At 64.1% G+C, this 23,084-nt stretch carries 17 protein-coding genes, 1 pseudogene and 1 riboswitch; of the genes and pseudogenes, 9 read left to right on the top strand and 9 right to left on the bottom strand.

Annotation, left to right across the window (positions count from 1 at the left end):
* Entirely contained in the window at positions 1 to 1,608 is a 1,608-nt protein-coding gene (locus C0Z18_RS07120; RefSeq protein WP_102644819.1) for a flavin-containing monooxygenase, read from the top strand.
* 75 nt (positions 1,609 to 1,683) lie between these two features.
* On the opposite strand, the gene C0Z18_RS07115 is transcribed toward C0Z18_RS07120, so the two are convergent.
* Positions 1,684 to 2,739 carry a HoxN/HupN/NixA family nickel/cobalt transporter gene (locus C0Z18_RS07115; RefSeq protein ID WP_102644689.1) on the bottom strand — a complete coding sequence of 352 codons (1,056 nt, stop codon included), beginning with the start codon at positions 2,737 to 2,739 and terminating at the stop codon, positions 1,684 to 1,686.
* A gap of 160 nt (positions 2,740 to 2,899) precedes the next feature.
* Positions 2,900 to 4,357, bottom strand: a complete 1,458-nt coding sequence (locus C0Z18_RS07110; RefSeq protein WP_102644688.1) for a cobyric acid synthase — start codon at positions 4,355 to 4,357, stop codon at positions 2,900 to 2,902.
* Between the two features lie 176 nt (positions 4,358 to 4,533).
* On the opposite strand from C0Z18_RS07110, the gene C0Z18_RS07105 reads away from it, so the two are divergent.
* From C0Z18_RS07105 to C0Z18_RS07095, 3 genes are read left to right on the top strand one after another with little or no spacing between them, the layout of a single operon-like run.
* Complete coding sequence (locus C0Z18_RS07105; protein ID WP_102644687.1) at positions 4,534 to 5,544, top strand: CobD/CbiB family cobalamin biosynthesis protein; 1,011 nt, start codon at positions 4,534 to 4,536, stop codon at positions 5,542 to 5,544.
* A 16-nt stretch (positions 5,545 to 5,560) separates the two neighbouring features.
* Positions 5,561 to 6,625 carry a threonine-phosphate decarboxylase CobD gene (gene cobD / locus C0Z18_RS07100; protein WP_102644686.1) on the top strand — a complete coding sequence of 355 codons (1,065 nt, stop codon included), beginning with the start codon at positions 5,561 to 5,563 and terminating at the stop codon, positions 6,623 to 6,625.
* Entirely contained in the window at positions 6,622 to 6,864 is a 243-nt protein-coding gene (locus C0Z18_RS07095; RefSeq protein WP_233217219.1) for a DUF1289 domain-containing protein, read from the top strand. The genes cobD and C0Z18_RS07095 overlap by 4 nt, the downstream gene beginning before the upstream one ends.
* 27 nt (positions 6,865 to 6,891) lie before the next feature.
* Here the strand turns inward: C0Z18_RS07095 and C0Z18_RS07090 are convergent, their stop codons facing one another.
* Genes C0Z18_RS07090 through cobA form a run of 3 tightly spaced genes read right to left on the bottom strand, consistent with a single transcriptional unit; the run spans position 6,892 to position 9,946 of the window.
* Positions 6,892 to 8,190: a cobyrinate a,c-diamide synthase gene (locus C0Z18_RS07090; RefSeq protein WP_102644684.1), complete on the bottom strand. Its 1,299-nt coding sequence runs from the start codon at positions 8,188 to 8,190 to the stop codon at positions 6,892 to 6,894.
* A gap of 2 nt (positions 8,191 to 8,192) precedes the next feature.
* Complete coding sequence (gene cobO / locus C0Z18_RS07085) at positions 8,193 to 8,795, bottom strand: cob(I)yrinic acid a,c-diamide adenosyltransferase (protein ID WP_102644683.1); 603 nt, start codon at positions 8,793 to 8,795, stop codon at positions 8,193 to 8,195.
* Between the two features lie 14 nt (positions 8,796 to 8,809).
* Complete coding sequence (gene cobA, locus C0Z18_RS07080; RefSeq protein WP_102644818.1) at positions 8,810 to 9,946, bottom strand: uroporphyrinogen-III C-methyltransferase; 1,137 nt, start codon at positions 9,944 to 9,946, stop codon at positions 8,810 to 8,812.
* 211 nt (positions 9,947 to 10,157) lie between these two features.
* Positions 10,158 to 10,423: riboswitch (cobalamin riboswitch) on the top strand.
* Positions 10,424 to 10,481: 58 nt separating this feature from the next.
* Between cobA and cobW the strand changes: the two genes are divergently transcribed.
* From cobW to C0Z18_RS07060, 4 genes are all read left to right on the top strand, one after another.
* On the top strand, positions 10,482 to 11,561 hold the full coding sequence (gene cobW / locus C0Z18_RS07075) for a cobalamin biosynthesis protein CobW (RefSeq protein ID WP_102644682.1): 1,080 nt from the start codon (positions 10,482 to 10,484) through the stop codon (positions 11,559 to 11,561).
* Between the two features lie 15 nt (positions 11,562 to 11,576).
* Complete coding sequence (cobN, locus tag C0Z18_RS07070) at positions 11,577 to 15,392, top strand: cobaltochelatase subunit CobN (protein ID WP_102644681.1); 3,816 nt, start codon at positions 11,577 to 11,579, stop codon at positions 15,390 to 15,392.
* Positions 15,389 to 16,489, top strand: a complete 1,101-nt coding sequence (locus tag C0Z18_RS07065; protein WP_233217218.1) for an ATP-binding protein — start codon at positions 15,389 to 15,391, stop codon at positions 16,487 to 16,489. Before cobN ends, C0Z18_RS07065 begins: the two co-directional genes overlap by 4 nt.
* Before the next feature lie 68 nt (positions 16,490 to 16,557).
* Positions 16,558 to 17,166 (top strand): vWA domain-containing protein, encoded by a 609-nt coding sequence (locus tag C0Z18_RS07060; RefSeq protein WP_102644680.1) that lies wholly within the window; start codon positions 16,558 to 16,560, stop codon positions 17,164 to 17,166.
* 22 nt (positions 17,167 to 17,188) lie between these two features.
* Here C0Z18_RS07060 and cobJ read toward each other — a convergent pair whose 3' ends face one another.
* The 4 genes and pseudogenes from cobJ to cobG form a co-directional block, all read right to left on the bottom strand.
* Complete coding sequence (gene cobJ / locus C0Z18_RS07055) at positions 17,189 to 18,910, bottom strand: precorrin-3B C(17)-methyltransferase (RefSeq protein WP_102644679.1); 1,722 nt, start codon at positions 18,908 to 18,910, stop codon at positions 17,189 to 17,191.
* Positions 18,898 to 19,632, bottom strand: coding sequence for a precorrin-2 C(20)-methyltransferase (locus tag C0Z18_RS07050; RefSeq protein ID WP_102644678.1), 735 nt, complete (start codon positions 19,630 to 19,632; stop codon positions 18,898 to 18,900). Before C0Z18_RS07050 ends, cobJ begins: the two co-directional genes overlap by 13 nt.
* Positions 19,629 to 20,255 (bottom strand): precorrin-8X methylmutase, encoded by a 627-nt coding sequence (locus C0Z18_RS33445; RefSeq protein ID WP_233217229.1) that lies wholly within the window; start codon positions 20,253 to 20,255, stop codon positions 19,629 to 19,631. The genes C0Z18_RS07050 and C0Z18_RS33445 overlap by 4 nt, the downstream gene beginning before the upstream one ends.
* Positions 20,244 to 21,659, bottom strand: a pseudogene (gene cobG, locus C0Z18_RS33440) (precorrin-3B synthase); the annotation flags it as partial. The pseudogene cobG and the gene C0Z18_RS33445, both read right to left, overlap by 12 nt.
* A 187-nt stretch (positions 21,660 to 21,846) precedes the next feature.
* On the opposite strand from cobG, the gene cbiE reads away from it, so the two are divergent.
* Positions 21,847 to 23,082: a precorrin-6y C5,15-methyltransferase (decarboxylating) subunit CbiE gene (gene cbiE / locus C0Z18_RS07040; RefSeq protein ID WP_102644676.1), complete on the top strand. Its 1,236-nt coding sequence runs from the start codon at positions 21,847 to 21,849 to the stop codon at positions 23,080 to 23,082.
* Positions 23,083 to 23,084: the final 2 nt, after the last annotated feature.

Raw genomic sequence — 23,084 nt, 5'->3', positions numbered from 1 at the left:
ATGAGCACGGTTCAGCAGCGCTACGATGCGATCGTCATCGGCGCGGGCTTCGCGGGCATTTACGCCTTATATAAGCTTCATCACGAATTGGGTCTGAACGTACGCTGCTTCGAGAAGGGCGGTAGCGTGGGCGGCACGTGGTATTGGAATCGCTACCCGGGCGCGCGCACCGACACGGAGACGCGCGTGTATCGGTACTCGTTCGACAAGGAAATCTACGACGGTTGGAATTGGCGCAGCCGCTTCGCCAATCAACCGGAAGTGCTCGCGTATTTGCGTTCGATCGTCTCGCACTACGCGCTCGATCCGCACATCACGCTCGATACTTTCGTCGAATCGGCCCGCTACGACGAGGCTGCGAACGAATGGATCGTGACGACATCGGAAGGCGACACCTTCGCGTGCACGTATTTGCTGACCGCGATCGGCGTGCTGTCCAAGTTGAACTTCCCGAAGATTGCCGGCCGGGAGAAGTTTCGTGGAATGGTCGTGCATACGGGCAACTGGCCCGACGAACTGACGCTCGAGGGCAAGCGCATCGGCGTGATCGGAACGGGATCGACCGGCGTGCAGTTGATTACCGCGGCGGCGAAGACGGCACGGCATGTGACGGTATTCCAACGCAACGCGCAGTACTGCGTGCCGGCGGGTGAAGATCTGGTGGGCGAAGCCGAGATCGCCGACTATCGGAATAACTTCGAGCAGGTATGGGAAGGCATTCGCGGCACACGTGTGGCATGCGGATTTGCCGAGAGCATGGTGCCGACGTTTAGCGTTTCGCCCGAGGAACGCGACAAAGTGTTCGAAGAAAACTGGAAGATCGGCACCGGCTTCCGGTTCATGTTCGGGACGTTCTCCGATATCGCGAGCAGCGAAGAAGCGAACCACGAGGCAACGCGCTTCATCGAGAAAAAGATCCGCCAGATCGTTAAAGATCCGGAGACGGCGCAAAAGCTCATTCCCGATCAGTTGTATGCCAAGCGGCCGATCTCGATCAACCACTACTACGAGGTCTACAACCAGCCGAACGTCTCGCTCGTTTCGGTGAAGAACAACGAGATCGTCGCGTTCACCGAGAATGGTGTACGCACCGCCGATGGGCAAGAATATGAACTCGACGTCCTGGCTTTTGCCACCGGCTTCGATACGATCGTCGGCAGCTTCAAGGACGTCGAAATCAAAGGGCTGCACGGCGTCGAATTGAAGCAGCACTGGAAGGACGAAGCGACGAGCTTCATGGGCATCGCCACGTCGAACTTCCCGAATTTCTTCATGGTGCCGGGGCCGAAGAGTGTCTTCTGCAATATTCCCCCCGGTGTCGAAGCCCAGCTCGATTGGATCGCCGCACTGATCCGAAAGGCCCGTTCCGGCGAAGCGAGCGCGATTCGCGTCACCCCCGAGGCCGAGCGCGAATGGACGCAGATCTGCGATACGTATGCGGCCTATACGTTGTTGCCGAAGGTCGATTCGTGGATCTTCGGGGCCAACGTGCCGGGGGGCAAGCGGCAAACGCTGTTTTATTTCGGTGGGCTAAGCGGCTATCGGCAGGCGTGGTCCGAACTCGCGAAGAATGATTTCAAGGGGTTCTTGTTCGATCGGGCGGGTTGAGAGTGTGACGCGTAGGAATCCCGCTAGTCGAGCGGGGTTCTTTGCAGCGCAGAGGGCATCGGTTGCGTTGCGCGGTCACTTCCCATCGCCAACCGCCAGCCTGTCGTACCCCTTGACCCGATACACGACGATCGATGCCAACCAGGCGAAGACGAATACGCCGATGATGGCGAACCCCAAGTTGTTGAAGTTGTCATTGAGCGTGCCGACGACTTGCCAAAATCCGCCTTCGAGTTTGAGGCGGCCTGAAAGCAATCCAAGCATCTCGATGCCGCCGATCAATACCGCCACGACGACGGAAACGAGCGTAATCGTCAGGTTGTAGTAGAGCTTACGGATCGGCCGCACGAACGCCCATTCGTAAGCGCCGAGCATCAATACGCCGTCGGTGGTGTCCACAAGTGTCATGCCGGCCGTGAACAACACGGGAAACACGAGCACGACACCGAGCGAGATGCCTTGCGATGCTTGACTAGCAGATAGACCGAGCAGGCTGACTTCGGTGGCCGTATCGAAGCCGAGACCGAACAGAAAGCCGAGCGGAAACATCCAGACCGGCCGGGACACGAGGCGGAACATCGGATTCAATAGCCGGGCCAGCAAGCCACGGCTATTGAGCAATAGGTCGAGATCGTCGTCGCTATAAGGCTGGCCGCGGCGAACCCGATCGAATGCATTCCACACGCCGCGCAAAATGACGATATTCATTGCGGCGATCAGAAACAAGAACAGCGCCGACACGCCGGTGGAAATCATCCCGCCGACATCGCGCCATGCCTGCACACGGTGCTCCAATGCAGCGGCCGCCAGCGCGACGCCTGCCGCGACGAGGAGCACGACCGCCGAGTGTCCGAGCGCGAAAAACAGCCCGATGGAAACGGGCCGTTGCCCGTCCTGCATCAACTTACGTGTGACGTTGTCGATAGCGGCAATATGGTCGGCATCGACCGCATGCCGAAGGCCGAAGCCGTAGGCGAGCAATCCCGTCGAGAGCAGCAGAGGATGCCCATGAAAGGCGATGAACGCCCATATCCACGCACCGGCGTTGAATAGGGCAAGTAGGCAGTAGATCGCGACGACACGCCGACGCAGCCCGCCGCGAACGTCGCCCGTCTGCAAAACAGTGGACATAAAAGATCCTGAGGTCGGGCTGTCGTTGCAAAGGGCGCTCACCGCGTTCCCTTTCGATCCCGGTGGCGGCAACCATCGGGGTTAGAGCGTACGAATCGAAGCATGTCGCTGTCAAGGTGCGCAAAAAAAACGCCGCCGGAAATGACGGTGGAGCGGAGCTTCACCAAAGACCGTCGAGGCGAACGTGCCGGGCCACCACATCCGCCAGCGTCTCGATCGAGGCCAAGCGGCGCGCATCGTGATCGACGCGCAGCGCGTCGTTCTTACCGGCCCAGCGTAGTAAGGTCTCGCATGCATCCGGTGAATCGAACACGCCGTGCAAGTACGTCGCTAAAATTTGCCCGTCCCCCGAGACGGCGCCGTCGGCCCTCGTGTCGTTGCCGTATCGCAGGCGCAGGGCGGGGCGCGAAAGCGCCGGCCCCTCGGTCACGCCCATATGGATCTCATAGCCGCGCACCGGCACTTCGCCACCGAGCAAAAGGCTGCCTGCCGTGTTCACGAGTTGCTTGTGCGGCTCGAGCGTCGTGACGAAATCGAGCAAGCCGAGACCGGGCGTCGTACCGGCATCGCTTTCAATCCCGAGCGGGTCGCGCAATTCACGGCCGAGCATCTGCAGCCCGCCGCAGATCCCGATCAGTTTCCCGCCGTACCGCAAATGCTTGCGCAAGTAGGGCTCCCAGCCGCCTTGGCGTAGCGAATGCAGATCGCATTGAACGCTCTTGCTCCCGGGCAACACGACGAGATCGGCTGCCGGGATCGGGTCCCCCATTCTCACGAAACGCAGATCCACTTGCGGATGGGCGCGCAGCGGATCGAAGTCGGTATGGTTGCTGATTCGGGGCAGCGCCGGGACGACGACGCGCAATGCGTCATCGGGCGCGGGTTGCGAGCCGCGAGACTTCGGTAAGGCGTCTTCGGCATCGAGCCAAAGGTTGGGCACGAACGGCACCACACCGAGCACGGGCTTGCCCGTTTGGGCCTCGATCCATTCGATGCCGGGTTGCAACAACGATACGTCGCCCCGGAATTTGTTGATGACGACGCCTTTCACGAGCGCGCGCTCGTCTTCGGCCAAGCACGCGAGGGTGCCCAGAATCTGGGCGAACACGCCCCCGCGGTCGATATCGGCCACGAGCACCACCGGGCATCCCACGGCGGTCGCGAACCCCATGTTGGCGATGTCGCCCTCGCGCAGATTGACTTCGGCCGGGCTTCCGGCGCCTTCGACGAGCACCAGGTCCGACTTCGCCCGAAGCCGCTCGAACGATTCGAGCACAGCCTGGCGCGCGATCGGTTTGTAGTGGTGATAAGCCCGCGCGTCGAGATTGCCGGTCGAGCGACCGTGCACGATCACTTGCGCGCCGATATCGCTGTTCGGTTTGAGCAACACCGGGTTCATATCCACTTCGGGCGGGATTCCCGCCGCGAGCGCTTGCCATGCTTGCGCGCGGCCGATCTCGCCCCCGTCCACGGTGACGGCGCTGTTCAGCGACATGTTTTGCGGCTTGAACGGCGCCACTCGCAGGCCGCTGCGCGCGGCGATGCGGCACAGCGCGCCGACCACGGTGCTTTTACCCGAATCCGAGCTCGTGCCCTGGATCATCAACATGCCAGCCATGTCACGCGTCCTATCGTTCTACGTTCTATTCGGCAAAGAAGCGAAGCAATACACGGGTACGCATGGCGGCCCGTGCGAGGGGGACGTATTATGTCACCCGCCGAGCGGCAGCCGGCGCAAGCGGTGTCGATCGGCGCTTGCGGCCGCCTCCGCAACATCGCTTTCACGAACAACGAATGATTGGATTTTCCGCCCCGGTTACCTTTGCGCTGTGTTTCGCCGGCGTCGCGATGGACGCGCTGTTGGGCGAGCCGTCGCGCGCGCATCCGCTCGTCGCCTTCGGCAAGTGGGCCGCGCGCATCGAGCGGACGCTGAACCCCGATCGCACCGCGGCGCATGGGGCTAGCCGCGGCCAGCGCGAGCCGGGTGAGTCGGCCGAGTCGCCCGCATCGCGCCCTGGATGGGTACGCCTCAAGGGCCTCACGGCTTGGGCCCTCGCCGTCGTTCCGCCGGTGGGGCTGTTCGCCGTTCTCACCGGCGCGTTGCCGCCCGCCGTATCGTGGCTGCTTCAGGTCGTGGCGCTATGGTTCGCGCTGGGCGCGCGCAGCCTCGTCGATCACATCGCGCCGGTAGAGCATGCGTTGCGCGCGGGCGACCTTCCGCTTGCTCGGGAATTGACTTCGCGAGTCGTGACGCGCGATCTTTCCGAGGCGGACGAGTCCGCCGTGGCCAAAGCCGCGATCGAATCGGCGCTCGAGAACGGCAACGATGCTATTTTCGGCGCGCTTTTTTGGTTCGTCGTCGCGGGTGGCGCGGGCGCGCTAGCCTTTCGTCTCATCAATACACTCGACGCGATGTGGGGTTATCGCACGCCGCGCATGCGCTACTTCGGTTGGGCGGCTGCGCGCCTCGACGACGTGGCGAACTATCTTCCGGCTCGCCTAACGGCGCTGACCTACGCTTTGTGCGGCAACGTGAGGCAAGCGTTGGAATGCTGGCGCACCCAGGCATCGGCTTGGGACAGCCCGAATGCGGGCCCGGTGATGGCGAGCGGCGCGGGTAGCTTGAACGTCGCTTGCGGCGGTGCCGCCTGGTACCACGGCGCACTGGAGCCTCGGCCTGTATTGGGCCGGGGGCATGTGCCCGGTGCCGCCGATGTCGGCCGGGCGCTGTCCCTCGTGAAGCGCTCGATTGCGCTCTGGCTGGCCGTGGTGGCAATGCTTGCCGCCGTTGCAATTCTTTATTGAAGATTGAAGGGCGCTCATGCTTCCTTTCCCCCATCCGGCGCCAGTGCCTCACGGCGGCAACCTCGGCGATGCCGCCGCGCGATACGGTATTGCACGCGAGCAATGGATCGACCTATCGACCGGCATCAATCCGCACGGCTATCCCGTGCCGCCGATCGATCCGCAAGCGTGGATAAGGCTGCCCGACGATCACGATGATCTGGAAGCGATCGCCGCCGAGCATTACGGCACGACGCGCGCGCTAGCGGTAGCGGGAACGCAGGCCGCTATCCGCATGTTGCCGGCGGTGCTGCCGAAGGGGCGCGTGGGGGTAGGGCTGTTGACGTACGGAGAGTACGCCCCGGCCTTCGAGCGGGCTGGATTTCCCGTGGCGCGGTTCGTCACGCCAGAGCTGGGTTGGGGTGACTCCGCTCATGCGGCTTCGTTCGTGTTGGACCCGTCGCGCGAGTTGCCCGTGGACTTGAAGCATCTGATCCTGGTCAATCCCAACAACCCCGGCACAGAGCGATATTGTGCCCAGCAGGTCATGAGTTGGTGCGTGCAGCTTGCCGCGCGTGGCGGAACGCTCGTGGTCGACGAAGCGTTCATCGAATCGATGCCCGATTTCAGCGTCGCGCGCTTCGCGAATCGCGAAGCGTTGATCGTGCTGCGCTCGATCGGCAAATTCTATGGCCTGGCCGGCGCGAGAGTCGGCTTCGTACTGGCTTGCGAGCGTATCGATGCAGCGATGCGCGCGATGCGCGGGCCTTGGACGGTATCGGGACCCGCTCGCCTTGCCGTGCGCGCCGCGCTGCTCGATTCCGAATGGCAAACGAAGACGAGGAGCGAACTCATTGCGTCGGGAGAGCGCCTAGCCGATATGCTTGGGCGGCATCACACGAAGGTAATGAGTACCCCGCTTTTTTCCTGGGTGAGAACCGGGCAGGCCGAGCGTTGGCAAGATGGCCTCGCGCGTTTGGGGATTTGGGTGCGCCGATTCGACGTGATACAAGGGATCAGGTTCGGCTTGCCTGCGGACGAGGCCGCATGGATGCGGCTGGACGCAGCATTGAATTCAGTGAAGATAGAGGTGCAGGGTTGACGCAAAACGAAGAACTCGACAACCGAAGCGAAGATCTCGCGAATGCGATCGCGGCCGCCCGCGGGTTAAGCCCTGTCGGCTCGCCCTGCATCGACATCTGCCGCATCGATCAGGTAAGCGGCTATTGCGAAGGGTGCCTGCGCACGCGCGAAGAGATCAAAGCGTGGAAATCGTCGAGCGACGACGAGAAATTGTCGATGCTCGACAAGCTATCAAAGCGCAATAGCGAGCGTGTCTAGCCGGCCGTAGCCAAACTTGCGGGGCGACTAGAAGGCCTTACCGGTCAATAAGGCCGCGGCGAGCGCCGGATTCGACGGCCAATATCCATGCATATACGTGGCGACGATCGAGCCCACCCGAAATACCGGCTCGCCATCGGCATCGCTTTGCGGCCGATATGCGTGACGCTCCGGGATCAAATCGGTGGCCATGCTCGAGTAATGAAACGTATGCCCGGTCATGACGCCGTGTTCCGACCGTAGCGCTTGCATGCCGAGGCCGCGCAGCTTTTCGTGCATCGTCGCGTGTCCCGGCAACAAGCCGATCATCGCCGTGCGAACGCCTTTTGCGTCGGTCAAGCTTTCGAGCAGATACAGCATTCCCCCGCACTCGGCCACGATGGGCTTGCCGGCTGCCGCGTGCGCGCGGATCGACGCCGCACTGCGCGCGTTGGCGGCAAGCGTCGCGGCGTGCAACTCCGGGTAGCCGCCCGGTAGAAACAGGGCGTCCGTCGCTTCGGGAACAGCCTCGTTCGCCAGCGGCGAAAAATACGTCACGCGTGCACCGAGCGTTCCCAGAAGTTCCACATTGGCCGGGAAGACGAACGAAAATGCCGCGTCGCGCGCAAGCGCGATTTGCACCCCATCGAGCGATTTCGGCAATGCGAGCGGTGCCTGCGGTTCGAAGAACATGGGCGGCGGCAACTCGGCGAGCGCCGTATCGGCCAATGCCCGCGCGGTGAATTCGATGCGTGCGTCGAGTTCGTCGATCTCGCCGGCTTGATGCAGGCCCAGGTGCCGTTCCGGCAAGGTGATTCGATCCGACCGGCACAGGTGCCCGAGCCACCGAATATCGGAAGGCACGCTTTCCTCGAGCATCCCCGCATGACGCGGCGACCCTACGTGATTGGCGAGCACCCCATAGATCGACACATCGGCCCGGTAGTGCGCCAGCCCGAACGACAGCGCACCGAACGTCTGCGCCATCGCTTGTGCCGAGATCACGGCCGCGACGGGTACGCCGAATCGCGCGGCGAGATCGGCGCTGCTCGGCGTGCCATCGAATAGCCCCATCACGCCTTCGATCAGGATCAAGTCCGCTTGTTCCGCTGCTTCAGCGAGCAAGCGTCTACACCCGTCTTCCCCGACCATCCATAGATCGAGCGATTGCACTTGCGCGCCGCTGGCCCGCTCGAGAATCATCGGATCGAGAAAATCGGGCCCCGTCTTGAACACGCGCACCTTTCGGCCGAGTTGGCGATGCAATTGCGCAAGGCCCGCCGTCACCGTCGTCTTGCCTTGTCCCGAAGCTGGGCCGCTAATCAAGAGGGCCGGGCATGCGGGCACGATCAGAACTCCACGCCGCGCTGCGCTTTCACGCCTTGCTCGCGATACGGATGCTTGACGAGGCGCATTTCAGTGACGAGATCGGCGGCTTCAATCAAAGCATCGGGCGCGTGGCGCCCAGTCACGACGATATGTTGCATCGGCGCGCGAGCCGTCAGCACGCCGAGCACTTCGTCGAGCGGAAGGTATTCGTACTTGAGGACGGTGTTCAATTCATCAAGGATGACCATCCGATAGTCCCCGCTTCGAATCATCGCGACGGCTTGCTCCCAGCCTTTGCGGGCGGTGGCCATATCGGCTTCGCGGTTTTGCGTGTTCCAGGTGTATCCATCGCCCATCGTAACGAAATCGCACTTTGCGTTCGCGCCCAGAAAATCGCGCTCCGACGTATGCAACGCGCCTTTGATGAACTGCACGATGCCGACGCGCTCGTCATGACCGAGCATCCGCACCGCCATACCGAACGCCGCCGTGCTCTTGCCCTTGCCGTTGCCGGTGTTGACGATCAGCAAGCCTTTCTCCAGCGTCGCCGAAGCCTGTTTTTTCTCATGGCCTTCGCGGCGCCGCTGCGTCATGCGCAAATGCGATTCGGTGTCCGTCTTCATAGTGTCCTTGTCTGTTACGCGTTCGATCCCGCCGTTGGGTTCTCCGAAACGGCGATCGCAACCGTGACGCCGTCCAACGCTTGTTTTTCCCGTATCAGATTACCGTTTCTCGCGGCCAGCAGCGCGCACGGTTCGCATACCCCGTCGGCGCCGATATGCGCTTGTACGGGCGGCGATCTGCGCAGCGCAGGAAAGCGCTCGAAGCACGCTTGAATCTCGGGCACGGAAAATGTGACCAACGGCAGGCCATGGCGTTCGCAAAATGCGGCGAGCGCCGGTTCGGCGGCCTTTGTTTCGGCCGTGGCCACGCAGGCGACGTCGGCCATGGTCGTTGGGGCCAAGGCCGTACGAACGGCCGTTTCTATTTGTTCAACGGTTACGCCGCGCCGAAACCCGAGGCCGACCGTCAACGGCTTTTCGTTCGTGACGGGTTGGCTCGTCCAAGCGAGAGAAGCGACGCGGCCGATGACCAGGATCGAAGGCGAGCCCAGCCCGGCCTGGCGCACCTGCATCGGAAGCGCCGATAAAGATGCCATGACCTGACGCTGGGTCGGCAGGGTGGCCGATTCGATTGCGACACACGGCGTATCGTCGGACATGCCTGCGCGAAGCAAGGCATCGGCAATGTCCTCCACGCGGCGAATGCCCATGTAGACGATCAGCGTCAACCCAGTGGCCGCCAATGCCCCCCAGTCGGGCTCCTGATCGTCGGCCCCGTGCCCGGTGACGAAGATGGCGCCCTGCGCCATGCCCCGGTGCGTGATCGGTATACCCAGCGTAGCGGGCGCGGCGATGCCCGCGGTCACGCCGCTGATGATCTCGACGTCGATGCCGGCGGCGCGCAATGCCGCCAATTCCTCGCCGCCGCGGCCGAACACGAACGGATCGCCGCCTTTCAGCCGGGCCACGCTGCGGCCGTCGCGCAGATGATCGAGCATGAGTTCGATGATCTCGCTTTGCGGCGTGGAAAGGCTCCCCCCGCGTTTGCCGACATGGACGATACGCGCGTCGGCGCGCGCCATCTCGAGGATATCGGGGTTCACGAGGTCGTCCACGAGCACGACGTCGGCCACAGCTAGCGCGCGCATGGCCTTGACCGTCATCAGTTCGGCGTCGCCCGGCCCAGCGCCGATCAGCCAAGCCCGGCTCATCGCCGCCTCCCGGCAACGGAGAAGACGGCCGGCGTGCGCGCAAGCCTGGCCGCGCCGTTGCGCCGGCGGCACGGAAGTACGGCGCACGAGGCCCCTAGGCGACGTTGCATGTTTGCGAAAGGCGGTAGATAAGGGGGAACGAAGATACCACAGGCCTTGCGGCACGCCACACCGCACACCGTGTTTCCTTGACGGGCCCGTTCCACATACCTACACTCGCGTCTAATCTGGTGCTCGCGCATGCGTTCGAACATGCGCAGTTAAACGGGAAACAGCGGTTCGGCTCGACGCGTATCGTGGCGAACCTGCCTGTGCTGCCCCCGCAACGGTTAGCGAATGTGTCGCGCTCACGCGATACACGGCCGGCTTCGACACACGCGACGTCTGCGTGTGCTATACCACTGCGCCTTAAACGGCGCGGGAAGGTGAAGCGGTACGTTCGTCAGCCCGGATACCGGCCGGAGAAGAAGACAGCTTGCTGCGGGAAGGCGGCGTGCTGTCACGCCGATCCAGTGCTTCGTCACCTTTGTCCATCATGTCGACAACCATGCGCAAAATCCCCGTGACCGTCATCACGGGCTTTCTCGGTAGCGGTAAAACCACGCTGCTGCGTCACATCCTGTCCCAGGCCAACGGCTTGCGCGTTGCCGTCATCGTCAATGAGTTCGGCGAACTCGGGGTGGACGGGGAAATCCTCAAAGGCTGCGGCATCGGATGCGACGAAACGGGGCAGGAGCGCGAAGGCCAGCTCTACGAACTGGCGAACGGATGCTTGTGCTGCACCGTGCAGGAGGAATTCTTTCCGGTGATGGAGGCGCTGGTCGAGCGGCGCGCAACGATCGATCACGTGCTGATCGAAACATCGGGATTGGCGTTGCCCAAGCCTCTCGTGCAGGCATTCAATTGGCCGTCGATCCGCAATAGCTTCACGGTGGATGCCGTGGTCACCGTGGTCGATGGACCGGCGGCCGCGAGCGGCCAATTCGCCGACGATCCGGGCGCGGTGGACGCGCAACGCAAGAGCGATCCGAATCTCGATCACGAATCGCCGCTCCACGAGCTATTCGAAGATCAACTGAGCGCGGCCGATCTCGTCGTGCTCAATAAAACGGATTTGCTCGACGAGCCGGCTCAGGCCGCGGTGTCCCGGCTCATCCGCGAAGAGATTCCCCCGCACGTCAAAATCGTGCCGGCCTGTAACGGTAAGCTCGACTTGTCGGTATTGCTCGGCCTGAATGCGGCCTCCGAAACGACGATCGATACGCGGCCCGATCACCATGGCTCGGCCGACGATGCCGATCACCACCACGACGAGTTCGATTCCGTCGTTGTTTCGGGCGCGCCGGCCTCGCGCGAAACGGCGATTGCCGCGTTGAAGCATCTGGTCGCCAATCATGCGATCTATCGCGCGAAGGGTTTCGCCGCCTTGCCGGGCGCGGCCATGCGGCTCGTCATCCAGGGCGTGGGCGAGCGCTTCGACAGTTATTTCGATCGGCGTTGGCGCGACGACGAAACGCGCTCGAGCAAGTTCGTGCTGATCGGCGAAGACTTGGATGTGACGCGGCTGCAGCGCGAGTTCGATCACGCACTTGCGGCGGCGAGCGCGGCCGCTTGATTCTCAGAGCCTCGAATGCATTTGCTACGGACGGTCCCGGGTGGCTTCGTCGATGACACGGCGGGCGTCGTTCGTATCGATCAACGCCCCGGCGACATCGTCGTGCTCAGTTCCGCCGATACGACGCTGTCGCTGCTGGCGGGCGTGGTCGAACGGCTGGGCGAAGGCTTCCCAAGCCTGCGGCTGACCAACGTCACCTATCTGCGTCAGCCGGCATCGGTCGATTTTTATGTCGACGACGTCCTGAGGCATGCGCGCGTCGTCGTCATCGACCATCTCGGCGGCGAGGCATATTGGCCCTACGGGATCGAACGCGTCGTGCAATTGGCGAGGCATAACAAGCAAACGCTCGTCATGTTCTCGGGCGATTTGCAGGAAGATCCGAATCTGATCGCGCAGAGCACGGAAAGCCCCGCGTTCTGTACGCGCCTGTGGCGCTATTTGCGCGAAGGCGGGCCGGCCAATGCCGAAGCGTTCTTGCGTGCGATCGCATGGCATGCATTGGGCTGGGGCGAGGAGCCGGCGCCACCGATGTGCGTGCCGAACGCCACCCTTTACCATCCGGGACACGATCGGCCGACCGTCTCCGACTGGCAGGCACGGTGGCGAGCGGGTGCTCCTGTCGTTGCCATTCTCTTTTACCGAGCGCACCTGCAAGCGTCGAATACCGCGGTGTTCGATGCGCTGATCGATGCGCTCGAAGCGCGTGGCCTCAATCCGCTTCCCATCGCGATTACCTCGCTCAAGGATGCGGTCAGCCATGCGCTGGTGACCGAGCTGTGCGCCGAGCACGAGGTGAGACTCGTACTCAATACGACGGCGTTCGCCGCATCGACGCCCGAGGATGGGCAATGGCCGGTGTTCGGCATCGATGCGCCGGTGTTTCAGGTCATTCTGAGCGGCGGCAATCGAGACGATTGGGTCAAGGACAACCAAGGGCTCAACTCGCGCGATATCGCCATGCATATCGCGCTACCCGAGGTGGACGGCCGCATCATTACGCGGGCAATCAGCTTCAAAGGGCTCGCGTATCGTTGCCCCCATACCGAAGTGGACGTGGTGCGCTACCAGGCGGACGCCGAGCGTGTGGCGTTCGTCGCGGAGCTCGCGCGCCGTTGGTGCCGGCTGCGCGCCTTGCCCAACGAAGAAAAGCGCCTGGCGTTGGTGCTGGCGAATTATCCCGCGAGCGAGGGGCGTATCGGCAACGGCGTGGGGCTCGACACGCCCGCATCGGTGGTGGAAATCTTGAGATCGTTGCGCGACGACGGCTATCGCGTCGAGAGCTTGCCGAGCGACGGCGAGGCGCTGATGGCGCAACTCACGCAGGGCGTGACGAACGATCCCGCGGTGCGCGATTTACGCCCGGCCTTGCAGAGCTTTTCGCTCGATGACTATCGCGCGGCGTTTGCTGCGCTGCCCGAGCAAGTAAGGGACGCGCTGAACGAGCGATGGGGCCCGCCGGAAAGCGATCCTACCGTTCGCCACGGACGCTTCATGATTTCCGGATGGCGATGCGGACGCATTTTCGTCGGTATTCAGCCGTCGCGCTCCCGCGTGGCGGGCGATTACGCAAGCTATCACGATGCCGACCTCGTGCCGCCGCATGCTTACCTCGCGTTTTATTTTTGGCTGCGCGAGGTGTTCCTGATCGATGCGCTCGTGCATGTCGGCAAGCACGGCAGTCTCGAATGGCTGCCCGGCAAAAGCGTGGCGCTCAGCGAAAGCTGCTGGCCCGACCTGACGCTCGGCCCGATTCCGCATCTTTACCCGTTCATCGTCAACGATCCCGGCGAAGGCAGCCAAGCGAAACGGCGCGCCCATGCGGTCATCATCGATCATTTGATGCCGCCGCTCACGCGCGCCGAGTCCTACGGACCGCTGCAGGATCTCGAGCGGCAGGTGGACGAGTACTACGAAGCGTTGATGGTCGATGCACGGCGCGCGAAGCTCTTGCGCGGCACGATCCTGGAGACGATCGTGAAGCACCGGCTCCACGACGAACTCAGTATGGCGAAACCGGCGGGCCAGGACGAGGAGGACGCCTTGCTCACGCGCGTCGATGCGTGGCTGTGCGAGCTGAAAGAGGCTCAGATCCGCGATGGCCTGCATGTGTTTGGGCGCTCGCCCGAGGGGCGCGAACAGCGTGACACGTTGCTCGCCCTCGCGCGTTTTCCGGTGCGCGACGGGCGCGGCAAGAACGCCGGACTGATCGATGCGATCGCCAAGGATCTGGGCATCGACCATCTATTCGATCCGTTGACGGCGGAGTGGTCGACCGCTTGGACGGGGACTCGGCCGGCGCTGCTCGAGCGAGTGAGCGAGGCGCCGTGGCGCCACAACGGCGACACGCGCGAGCGGTTGGAGCTATTGGCGCAGCAACTGCTCGACGCGCAGTGCAACGGTCCCGAAGCCAAACGCGATGCCTCGCCGGACACGCCGATGCAGGCGCTCCCGTTCACCTGCCAAGTGCTCGAACGTATCCGCGAAGACGTCTTGCCGCGGCTGGCCGCATGCGGAAGCGAAGAGCTACGGCATTTGAAGCGCGGGCTCGAAGGCCGCTTCGTGCCGCCCGGGCCGAGCGGTTCGCCCTCGCGCGGGCGGCCGGACGTATTGCCGACGGGGCGCAACTTCTATTCCGTCGATACGCGGGCGATCCCGACGCAGGCGGCCTGGGCGTTGGGGCTGAAGTCGGCTCGCCAGTTGCTCGAACGTCATCTGCAAGAACATGGCGATTATCCCCGCGCGATCGGCCTTTCGATTTGGGGAACGGCGACGATGCGCACGGGCGGGGACGACATCGCGCAGGCGATGGCCTTGCTCGGGGTGCGCCCGAAATGGGCCGCGGGTAGTCATCGCGTGACCGATTTCGAGATCTTGCCGGTGGGTGTGCTCGAGCGGCCGCGCATCGACGTCACGTTGCGCGTGTCGGGTTTTTTCCGCGACGCGTTCCCGAATGTGATGCATCTATTCGATGCGGCCGTTCAAGCTGTCGCCGAACTCGACGACGAGAGCGCCGACGTCAATCCGATCCGAGCGCGGGTGTTGCGCGAACGCGATGCCTGGATCGCACGCGGGCTCGATGCGAACGAGGCCCGCAAGCGCGCGGGTTGGCGTGTGTTCAGTTCGAAGCCCGGGGCCTATGGCGCCGGACTGCAAGAGATGATCGACTCGAGAGCGTGGGACACCGATGAAGACTTGGCCGGTGCCTACCGAGCATTCGGCGGATACGCCTATGCATCGACGAGCGCGGGCGACGAGGCGCATGGTGCGTTCGCGACGCGGCTCGCGAGCATCGACGTCGTGCTGCAGAATCAGGACAACCGCGAGCACGATCTGCTCGATTCGAACGATTACTACCAATTCCAAGGGGGAATGGCGGCCGCCGTCCGGCATTTCTCCGGGTGGCAGCCCCAGCTCTATCACGCGGATCACAGCAATCCTGCCGCACCGCGCGTGCGGCCGCTGAGCGAGGAGATCGCGCGCGTCATTCGCTCGCGCGTAGTCAATCCGAAATGGCTCGACGGCGTGAAGCGGCACGGGTACAAGGGAGCGGCCGAGATCGCCGCCACGGTGGACTACCTGTACGGCTACGATGCGACCGCGCGCGTGATTACGGATCACCAATATGCGCTCGTGACCGATGCGTATCTGAACGATGCCGATACGCGCGGCTTCATGCAACGCCATAATCCGCAGGCGCTTCATTCGATCTGCGAGCGCTTGCTGGAAGCGATCGGACGCGGTTTGTGGCGCGAGCCTGGCGCTTATCGGGCGCAGATCGAAGAACATCTGCTGGATACCGAGCAGCAAATCGAGAAGAGGTCATCGTGAACCGATCGAATGCCCCCGTTACCGGCGCGCTGCCGCCGCCTTTTCCATTGAGCGCGCTCGTAGGGCAGGACGCGATGCGCGATGCGTTGTTGCTCGTCGCGGTGGACCCGTCGATCGGCGGCGTGCTCGTGAGCGGCCCGCGCGGCACGGCTAAATCGACCGCGGCGCGCTCGCTTGCCGAACTGCTGCCCGACGGTCACTTCGTCACGTTGCCGCTGGGCGCGAGCGAAGATCGCGTGGTGGGCACGCTCGATCTCGACGAGGCCCTGCGAGGTGGGGAAGTCGCGTTCTCGCCGGGGCTGCTTGCGCGCGCGAACAACGGCGTGCTTTACGTGGACGAAGTCAATCTACTGGCCGACGCCTTGGTGGACGTGGTGCTCGATGCGGCGGCCAGCGGCATCAACGTCGTCGAGCGCGACGGCATTTCCCATAGCCACGCAGCCCGATTCGTGCTGATCGGCACGATGAATCCCGAGGAAGGCGAATTGCGCCCGCAGTTGCTCGATCGATTCGGGCTCATGGTGCAACTCGAGAACTGTTTCGACGCCGAGATCAGGCAGCGTATCGTCAAAGTGCGCATGGCCTTCGATATGGACCCGCACGCGTTACGGGCATCCTACGCGCAGGAGCAGCAACGGTTGGCGCAGCGGATTCGCGAGGCGAGGGCGATGTTGCCCGGCTTGCCGTTTGCCGACGATGTGCATCCAACGATTAGCCGCTTGTGCATCGAGGCGGCCGTCGACGGCATGCGTGCCGATCTCGTCATGATGCGGTCGGCGCGGGCGCTGGCCGCATTGGAATCGTCGGAATGGGTGACGCACGCGCACGTCGAGCGGGTCGCGCCATTCGTGCTGCGGCATCGCAGGCGTGACGGCGCGGATGCGCCGGGCAACGATGCGGCCAACGAGAGTCATGCGCGAAGCGAGCAATCGCCCAAGGATGAACGCCAGTCGGCGGCCGAGTCCTTGCAAGCGAACGGCACGGCAAATCACGAAGACACCGAAGCGGATTGGGGTTATTTGCCGCCCGAGCCGGTGGGGCTTTCAACCGTCAAGAGCGTGATCCCACTTTCGGCGCTTTCGGCAAAAAAACGCTGAGCCATCGGAAAGGCGCCTTCGCTGAATCGTTCAGCGGATTTCGATGGCCGTCCGGCGCGGACCGATTCGTGGGGCGTGACGCGGCGTCGAACCCCGGGCGCCGCATTGCGTGGGCGGCTTCGCTGGCGCAGAAAGGGCAGGGGCCATTGGAGCGGCGCCATTTGAGGTATTTCCGGCACGAGCCCAGAAGCACTGCGCTGCATTGCTTCTTGCTCGATTGCTCGGCGTCGATGTTGACGGGCGAGCGCCTTGCGATGGCGAAAGGTTTGGTGCTCGCGTGCTTCGATCTGGCGGCGAAGGACCGTGCGCAGGTGGCGCTGATTTGCTTCGGCGGGGGCCGCGCCGATTTACGGTTCGGGCCCGCGATTCCACGCTGGTGGAACGAGCGTTGGGTGCAGCCGATCGGCGGCGGCGGGGGGACATCGTTTTCGCTCGGTGTAGCCGCCGCGGCAAAGCTACTCGATCGCGCGAAGCGGCAACAGCCGGGCGTTGAACGCGTGCTCTGGGTATTCGGCGACGGCCGCAGCCGCGACCGTCCTGCCAGACCCGGCGCGGTCGACCGGACCGTCATCGTCGATTGCGAGCAGGGGAGCATCGCACTGGGGCGTTGGGTGCAACTCGCGCGCGAATGGGATGCGGATTACCTGCTCGCTAAAGACATGGCGATTCTCTCGTAGCGTGGCCTAGCGCCGCGTGTGCTTAGGCTTCGTACCAGCGCGGCGTATATACCCATAGCCCATGCGGACCGCCCGCAATCGTTCGCGTGGTGGACGAACCGATGATGACCATCGTCCGCATATCGACCTGTGTCGATTGGAGCGCACCGAGCGTCGTCGTCGTCAACGTCTCGCCTGGCCGGCCGATGTCGCGCCCAAGAACCACGTGCGTACCGGGCTCGCGGTGCGCGCGCACGATCTCCAACGCACGGTCGAGTTGCCACGGACGCGCGCGCGATATCGGGTTGTAAAACGCCATGACCAGATCGGCGATTGCCGCGTGCTCGAGCCGTTTTTCGATGATCGCCCACGGCTTGAGGTTGTCGGACAACGACAGGATGCAGAAGTCGTGGCCGAGCGGCGCGCCGGCCTTCGCCGCCGTCGCCATGGCCGCCGAGATACCCGGAACGATACGCAGATCCACCGCTTGCCAGCGAGGATCGGCGTGGGTGTCGAGCGCCTCGAAAACCGCCGACGCCATCGCGAAAACACCGGGATCGCCCGATGAAACCACCACCACTTGCTTGCCTTCGCACGCTAGTTCGAATGCGTGACGGGCGCGCTGCAACTCCTCTCGGTTGTCGGTGCAATGCAGCCGCTGGGTGGGCCTAAAGGGACCCGCCATTTTGACGTAGGTCTCATACCCGAGGATATCGCTCGCTTCGTCCAGCGCCGCGCGCGCATCGGGCGCCATCAAGCCGGCGCACCCCGGCCCGAGTCCAACGACGGTCAGCCGTCCCCGCGCGCGGCCCACTTGATCGGGATCGAGCGGCGTTGCCGCTACGCCCAGCGCGATGCCGTGCCGCTGCGCATCTCGCACTTCGTGACCGACGGGAAGTGCTTGCGCCAGCAATCGCGCGGGTTCGCTCGCATCGCCACTTGCATCTCCGTTGGCAAAGCGCAGCGCAACGCCTAGGCTGCGCGCCGCCTGTTCGATCGACGGATCCGCACCGCGGCACGCCGGAGCAAGCAACACGGCGAGCGAGTTCAACGCGAGGCCTTGTTCCGCAAGCGCTGTGCGCACGATTTCCGCGGTCACCGCGCATTCGCCCGAAACGGCCGCCACGATGCTGCGCGGATGAATGACGAGTTCGTCTCGCCGCACGGCGGACTCGGCCGGTGTCACACGAATCGTGAGCCGCGCCCCGTCGCTTCGGGCAATGCGCGCCTCGTCGAGCCATGGCGCCTCGCCCTCGATACGTGCGGGCTCTCCCGCGAGCAGATCGGAGACGAAGTGTTTGCCTTGCTCGATATCGGCAAGGACATAACCCTCGGGCGGATTGAGCAGGCATGTGCCGAACCGCAGTTCGCCGCTCGTGGTAATGGCCGGAGCCACACCCAAGGCGCCCGCAATATCGCGAGCCAGAACGTTGACCCCGCCCAGGCCGCCGAGCAACGGAACGACCGCGCTGCCATCCTCGGCCACGGCAAGAACCGGTGGCTCGACGCCCTTGTTGCGCAGCATCGGTGCGATGCACCGAATGACGATGCCCGCGGCACAGAGGGCGACGATCGGGGTGCCGCGGGCATACAGCGCCTGGAGGTGCTCGGTAAGCTCGGTGAAGCTGCAATCGGCTTGCGCATCGACGCGCGTTTGCAACCCATGAACGAGCGAACCGGGGCAGGCAGCTTGAATCCTTCGGGCTGTCGGCAGCGCGCTGCGCCCGAGCACGACGATGGCGGGCGGCGCGCTTACCCCTGCCATTTCGGCCCCGGCACGATCAGTAGCGAAAAATACGGCGACGCCATCGGATCGACCTCCGCCAACGGCACCACGCGCTGATTGGGCATCGTGGCGCGCTCGATATAGAGCGCCCGGTCCGCGAGCCCGAGTTCGTGCAGCACGCGCCGCACCTTATCGAAGTTGCGGCCCAGCTTCATGATGACGGCCGCGTCGGTGTCCGCCAGCTTGCGCCTGAGTTCGTCCTCGGTCATGACGCCGGACAGAATCGACAAGCTCTGGTTGCGATAAACGAGGGGCGTGCCCAGCACGGCGGCCCCCCCGAGCATCGAGCACACACCCGGGATGACTTCGACCGGGAATTCGGGTGCAAGCCGGTCATGCAGATACATGTACGAGCCGTAGAACAGCGGGTCGCCTTCGCATACCACCGCCACGTCGCGTCCCGCATTCAACTGCTCGCCGATCATCGCGGCCGCCGTATCGTAGAAATCGGCGATGACCGATTCGTACGAGAGCGGCGGCTCCAGCGGCTCGGTCGTGACCGGATAGATGAGCGGCAACCGGGTTTGCTCTTGCGCGAGGTGCGTTTCGATGATGCTGAACGCGTTGCCTTTTTTACCTTTGGCGGCGAAATAGGCCACCACGGGCGAGGCTTTCAGCAAGCGCAGTGCTTTGAGCGTCAGCAATTCGGGATCACCGGGACCGACGCCGATGCCGTATAGATGCCCACGATGGTTCGTCATTCGAGTTCCGATGCGAGTGCGTTGACCGCCGCCGCTGCCATGGCGCTCCCCCCGCGCCGGCCTTCGACGATGACGTACGGCACCCCGCGGCTGTCCGCGGCCAGCATGGCCTTCGACTCGGCGGCGCCCACGAAGCCGACGGGAAAGCCGAGGATCAGGGCGGGCCGGGGCGCGCCGGCGTCCAACATTTCGAGCAAGTAGAAGAGAGCGGTCGGGGCATTGCCGATCGCGACCACGCTTCCCTCCAGCCAGGGCCGCCATAGCTCGAGCGCGGCGGCGGAGCGCGTGTTGCCGATCTTGCGCGCGAGTTCGGGCAACGCGGGATCGCCGAGCATGCACAGCACTTCGTTCGAAGCGGGCAGTCGGGCTCGCGTAATTCCATCGGCGACCATGCGCGAATCGCAAAGAATCGGAGCGCCGCCCGCCAATGCCTTGCGGCCCGCGGTGCCTGCGCCTTGCGAGAACCGAATCGCCTGTGCGATATCGACCATTCCGCACGCATGAATCACGCGCACGGCCAGCTTTTCGAGGTCGGTGGGGATGGCGGACAGGTCGGCCTCGGCGCGTATCGTCGCGAACGATTGGTCGTAGATGGCTTGTCCGTCGCGAATGTAATCGATCATTGGAATAGGGGCGCGGGACGCTGCGCGCAGTTGCCGCGCAGCGACTTCGATAGTCAAATCGGTGCCGATGCGTTCGCCGAAGCGATGCGCTTCGCCTTGGACGAGCGCGGATGCACGGCGGTAGAGATCATAGCGAGCCGGCGCCACGGCCAGTAGAGTGTAGGGCGCGCAATGCGCGGCGGCGCACGAGCGGATGCATCCGCTCAGATGGACTTCGATATCGTCAGGCAGATGTCCCGCTATCTGCGATGCATCGCCCTTCGTATCGGACAGGCCCTTCGCGCATCCTGCCGAACCGGCGCAGGCGATCAATCGAGCGAACGGATCGCGCGAGTCCACGACGAGGCCGAGGGCCGCCAATTCGCGCTCGACTTGCGGCACGGCTTGTTCGGAGACGTTGGCGAGAACGACGCTTTGCCACGGCGTAAAGCGCAGCGTGGCGTCGGCATGGGCGAGCGCCAGGCGGGCCAAACCCGCGAGCGTGGCGGTGTCGATGCGCCCGAGCGGCGGCTGTCCGCCGACGTGCCAACGACCCGCATCGCGCTGCGCATGAGCGCCGAATCGTCGATGACTGTGCGTCGCGCCTCGGCGCCACGCGGCAACGGTGTCGTCCCGCTGGAGTTCGATGCCGGCGTTTGCAGCGGCTTGCGCAAGCACGGCATGCGCATCATGCGAACGCAGCAAGTCGCGCATCCGATTTTCGTCGGGCGCGGCAAGGTCTAGAAACGTGAGCAACAACGCTTGGAGTAAAGCCGCGGCGTCGCATTGCCGAACCGCTGCCAACGCGTTGCCCGCGATCGGCGACGGTTGTCCTGCGAGCCCGACGGCGAAGCGAAGTTCGTCGCCCGCGCCCGCTGCGCGGGGCATCGCCGCGAACCAGATATCGTGCGGATGATCAAGTGCCGCAAGCCGTTCGCCGCCATCGAGCAGCACCGAGAATTTCGGCGACAGCTCAGCCAATCGCGGCTCGTTTTGCAGGACGGCGAGTAGTGGTTCGGCGAGCGCGGCGGTATCGCAGAGGCTGTCGATATCGAGTCCCGCGACCGGGCTCAGCAATAAGTTGCGCGCATCGTCCGCGACGGCCGCTCGATGCGCCGCCTCGGCTGGATCGAGCGATGGGTCGGCGCCGACGCGAGGACCGAGCCCCGCTCGTGCCAATAGTTGGCTCAGCGCCTGTTCGGCTCCGGGCTTGACGCCGCGCAATTGCAGATTGGCACGGTTCGTCAGTTCGACGATACCCGAGGCATGGCGCTCGGCCGCATCGGCGATCGCGAGCGCTTGCGCCGCGACCAATTTGCCGCCGGGCAGCTTGATGCGGCACAGCCCGCCATCGCGAGCCGCGACGATCCGCGAAAGCGCGGGACAAGCAGAAGGCCGAAGCGAAGGAGACGGAGGGTAGCCCAAGGTTCAACGAAGTTGGCGTTGCACGCCGGCCACGTTGCTCCGGCAAGCAGGAGAACGCTTGCCGTACAGAGCGCGCCGTCGTGGCTTGCGCGAACGATTAGCGCCAGCAAAGCGGGTATTATGCCCTGTTTGCAATGGCACGAATACCGCCGGCCGGCCATGGGCGGGTTGACGGAGGCGAGGGGCAATGAAGGCTTGGCTGACGGTCGTCGGCATCGGTGAAGACGGCTTTTTCGGATTGGGGCGCACCGCGCGTCGGGCGCTGCTGGACGCCTCCGTCGTCGTGGGAGGCGAGCGTCATCTCGCCATGCTTCCCGGCCGGATTCGCGCGCGTCGGGAGCCCTGGCCAAAGCCGTTCGACGTCGCCCGTCTCGAGGCCTATCGGGGCACCCCCGTATGCGTCCTCGCCAGCGGCGATCCCATGCTGTTCGGCGTCGGCTCGACGCTCGCACGCGTCATACCGCCCGCCGAAATGCGCGTCATTTCAGGGCCATCGTCGTTATCGCTCGCAGCCGCGCGAATGGGTTGGCCGCTGCAAGACGTAGCGGTGCTCTCACTCGTGGGGCGGCCGCTGGCGTCGCTGAATGCGCAGTTGCGCGACGGTGCGCGCGTGCTCGTGATGAGCCGCGACGGAGTGTCACCCTCCGAGATCGCCAAGCTATTGAACGAACGCGGATTCGGCGCGACGGCGATGAGCGTGTTCGAGCACTTGGGCGGACCGCTCGAACGCCGCATCGATGCGCAGGCCGAAACGTGGCATGACGACACCATCGCGGATTTGAATATCGTCGCCTTGACGTGCCGTGCCGGAAGCGGTGCTTCGTTACCTTTGACAATCGGGTTGCCGGACACGGTGTTCATGAACGATGGTCAATTGACCAAGCGCGACGTACGCGCCATGACGCTGGCCCGCCTTGCGCCGGCGCCCGGCGCATTGCTTTGGGACGTCGGCGCGGGATGCGGCTCGATCGGGATCGAGTGGATGCGCTCGCATCCCACATGCCGGGCCATCGCGATCGAATCGGACGCGCGCAGGCAGGCATTCATCACACATAATCGGGACGTGCTGGGCGTGCCCGGTTTGCGCTTGGTCGAAGGACGTGCGCCCGAGGCCCTGGCTGGATTGCCCGCGCCCGATGCGATTTTCATCGGCGGTGGGGTCACTGTTCCTGGTGTCCTTCAAGCATGCTGGTCGAGCTTGCGCGAAGGCGGGCGCCTCGTGGCGAACGCCGTGACGCTGCAAGGCGAGGCTGCCTTGGTCGAATGGCGTAGCCGTCACGGAGGCACGCTGACACGAATCGCCATGAGCGAAGCACAGCCCCTCGGAGGGTTCGATACGTGGCGTGGGGCATTGCCGATCACGCTGCTCGACGTGACGAAAGCGGCTAGTCTCGATGAGGCCGCCTCGATCGATCAGAGATGACC

Origin of the sequence: Trinickia dabaoshanensis, from assembly GCF_002879885.1 — a bacterium.
In the GTDB taxonomy this organism is placed as follows: Bacteria; Pseudomonadota; Gammaproteobacteria; order Burkholderiales; family Burkholderiaceae; genus Trinickia; species Trinickia dabaoshanensis.
Note: the sequence above shows the minus strand (reverse complement) of the source record. Positions and strands in the feature narration are given on the sequence as shown.

Bases quoted from the DNA above. Each gene is read 5' to 3' on its own strand.
- C0Z18_RS07120 (WP_102644819.1), top strand. From the start codon at position 1: ATGAGCACGGTTCAGCAGCGCTACGATGCGATCGTCATCGGCGCGGGC.
- C0Z18_RS07115 (WP_102644689.1), bottom strand. From the start codon at position 2,739: ATGTCCACTGTTTTGCAGACGGGCGACGTTCGCGGCGGGCTGCGTCGG.
- C0Z18_RS07110 (WP_102644688.1), bottom strand. From the start codon at position 4,357: ATGGCTGGCATGTTGATGATCCAGGGCACGAGCTCGGATTCGGGTAAA.
- C0Z18_RS07105 (WP_102644687.1), top strand. From the start codon at position 4,534: ATGATTGGATTTTCCGCCCCGGTTACCTTTGCGCTGTGTTTCGCCGGC.
- cobD (WP_102644686.1), top strand. From the start codon at position 5,561: ATGCTTCCTTTCCCCCATCCGGCGCCAGTGCCTCACGGCGGCAACCTC.
- cobO (WP_102644683.1), bottom strand. From the start codon at position 8,795: ATGAAGACGGACACCGAATCGCATTTGCGCATGACGCAGCGGCGCCGC.
- cobA (WP_102644818.1), bottom strand. From the start codon at position 9,946: ATGAGCCGGGCTTGGCTGATCGGCGCTGGGCCGGGCGACGCCGAACTG.
- cobW (WP_102644682.1), top strand. From the start codon at position 10,482: ATGTCGACAACCATGCGCAAAATCCCCGTGACCGTCATCACGGGCTTT.
- cobN (WP_102644681.1), top strand. From the start codon at position 11,577: ATGCATTTGCTACGGACGGTCCCGGGTGGCTTCGTCGATGACACGGCG.
- cobJ (WP_102644679.1), bottom strand. From the start codon at position 18,910: ATGGCAGGGGTAAGCGCGCCGCCCGCCATCGTCGTGCTCGGGCGCAGC.
- C0Z18_RS07050 (WP_102644678.1), bottom strand. From the start codon at position 19,632: ATGACGAACCATCGTGGGCATCTATACGGCATCGGCGTCGGTCCCGGT.
- C0Z18_RS33445 (WP_233217229.1), bottom strand. From the start codon at position 20,255: ATGATCGATTACATTCGCGACGGACAAGCCATCTACGACCAATCGTTC.
- cbiE (WP_102644676.1), top strand. From the start codon at position 21,847: ATGAAGGCTTGGCTGACGGTCGTCGGCATCGGTGAAGACGGCTTTTTC.